At 61.1% G+C, this 2114-nt stretch carries 3 protein-coding genes; all 3 read left to right on the forward strand.

Annotated features, from left to right (window positions below; genetic code table 11):
* Positions 1-98 precede the first annotated feature (98 nt).
* On the forward strand, positions 99-548 hold the full coding sequence (locus MOX02_RS30295; RefSeq protein WP_147029461.1) for a DUF3291 domain-containing protein: 450 nt from the start codon (positions 99-101) through the stop codon (positions 546-548).
* A gap of 356 nt (positions 549-904) precedes the next feature.
* On the forward strand, positions 905-1723 hold the full coding sequence (locus MOX02_RS30300; RefSeq protein WP_147029462.1) for a universal stress protein: 819 nt from the start codon (positions 905-907) through the stop codon (positions 1721-1723).
* A gap of 2 nt (positions 1724-1725) precedes the next feature.
* On the forward strand, positions 1726-2114 hold a 389-nt coding region (locus MOX02_RS30305; protein ID WP_147029463.1), incomplete at its 3' end, for a DUF3459 domain-containing protein.

Raw genomic sequence — 2114 nt, forward strand, 5'->3', positions numbered from 1 at the left:
CCCTAGAACGAGAAGGCAGCCAAGGACACAGTGGCAGCCGTACGCGCGTCTACCTATGCAGCTGTGTATCCCTCCTGTGCCGAGGCGAGACGACCAGCATGCCATTGATCAGCATTACCCGCCTCCGGGTCCGCTCGTTCCGCTTCCTGCCTACGTTCGCTCTGCATGTGTGGCGCTCGCGCAAGCAGGTCCAGCATGCACGCGGCTTTCAAGGCGGTTCGCTGTTAATCGACCGGCACTGGACCTTCTGGACCATGACGACTTGGGACGGGGAGGAGAACATGCGCCGATACATGACGACTGGCGCGCACCGCATTGTCATGCCGCGCCTGCTTGACTGGTGCGACGAAGCGTCCGTCGTGCACTGGATGCAGTCGGAGGCGGCATTGCCATCCTGGGCTGAAGCTGACCGGCAGATGCGCGAGAGCGGACGACCCTCCAAGGTACGCAATCCCAGCCCGCAACACGCAGCGCTGACCTACCACACGCCGCGTCGCACTGGTTCCGGACCAACCAAGCCAACATTGACACCGAAGAACCGGGCGTAGTCAAAGTGCAGCTCGGCCAGACATAGCGGAAGATGAGCTTACTCGGCGGGGGGCAAGATCTTTTCATTTCATGAGGTAAGAGCCATTGCTCTATGGAGCTTGGCTGTATTCCTGCTGCGCGAGCCGCACCTCTCCGGGCGACTTCACGGGTTTCTTCAGCCCTCACCTCATCATTTCCCTATGGCCTGTTCTCCAGTGAAATACGCGGCAGCCTGCCCTGTACCGCGTGCAATGCAGCCCGTTAGCCGAAGCAACTACCCGAGTGCGTGACTAAGGAGTACTTTAGTGAAGACAAAATGTAGGAAGGCAGAATAAAAACTGCCTCTTTCGATTGCCGGGGCAAATGGAGCTTTGCGGTGACGTTCGCGAGCGTGATGGTGCCTCTGGACCCGGGCCCCTACACCATCAGCCGACTCAACTTGGCTCAAAGCTTAGCCAAGCGCTTCAAAGCCCGGCTGTGGGGCATAGCCGCGCGGGAAGCCCTAACGATGCAGCTCTACGGCCGGGGCGCTTACATCAACGAGCGAATTGCGGTCACCGCCACCGACTGCTTGTTGGAGGAAATGGCGCAGGTAGAGACCGAGTTTCGCCGCGCAACCAGCGATTTCGAGGGCACGCACTGGCGCTCGGCCCACGCAGATCCGTTCACGTTCCTCGTCAGCCAAGCCAGTTCTGCCGACCTCATCGTCGTCAACCGCTACCATGAAGAGAGTATGCATGATTGGTGTTGCCGCATCGATCCTGGCGAACTGATCTTGCATCTCGGCCGCCCGGTGCTTGTCGCGCCTCCATTCGTCAACGAGATCGCTCTGCATCGGATCGTGATTGCCTGGAAGGACACACGCGAAGCCCGCCGCGCAGTCAAGGATGGCTTGCCCTTTCTCAAGGAGGCGGAGGAAGTCATCATCGCTGCCGTTGGTGGCGAGGCGGACTCCGGCGGCCAGCACCAACTGAGCGAGTACCTTGCACAGCATGGCATTACTCGGATCAGGCAGGTGCGCCCGGTTCCGCGAGGGGGGATCGCTTCCGAAATCATGACAGTAGCGAGACAAGAGGCAGCCGAGCTGATCATCGCCGGCGCCTACGGGCACTCCCGCATGCGCGAGGTGATCTTTGGGAGCGTCACACGCGATCTGCTAGAGGCAGCTCCGGTGTGTTGCATGATGAGCCACTAAGAATGGCAGTCGCCAGTACGGGCGACGGAGGTGCCACAACAAATGTGGCACTTGAGTTCAGGCCTCCCAGCAAATCCGATCAGCTAGCCGCAACTCGCCGAGGAGAAGATGGTGCTCAATGCCAATCGGCAGGCTCCCGCCGTGGGCCGGAACTTCTGGCCGGCTGCTACCGCCGCCTGAGCAGCGAGGGTGGCGTGTTTTCATTCGCGCGGTGGCTCGACCGATCCGGAGTGGTTGTGGCGCTGAACCTCAGCGCCTCGGACGTAACTGTCCCCGTGCCCGGCCGAGGCAGGATCGTCCTCAGCACGGAACGCGAGCGGGAGGGCGAACGCACCGAACTGCAGGTCACGCTTGCACCGCACGAGGGTGTGATCATCGCGCAGCGGAATAA

Origin of the sequence: Methylobacterium oxalidis (assembly GCF_007992195.1) — a bacterium.
Classification (GTDB): domain Bacteria; phylum Pseudomonadota; class Alphaproteobacteria; order Rhizobiales; family Beijerinckiaceae; genus Methylobacterium; species Methylobacterium oxalidis.

What these genes read in the sequence shown, in the direction of transcription:
- MOX02_RS30295 (WP_147029461.1), top strand. Translation starts at nt 99, where the DNA reads ATGCCATTGATCAGCATTACCCGCCTCCGGGTCCGCTCGTTCCGCTTC.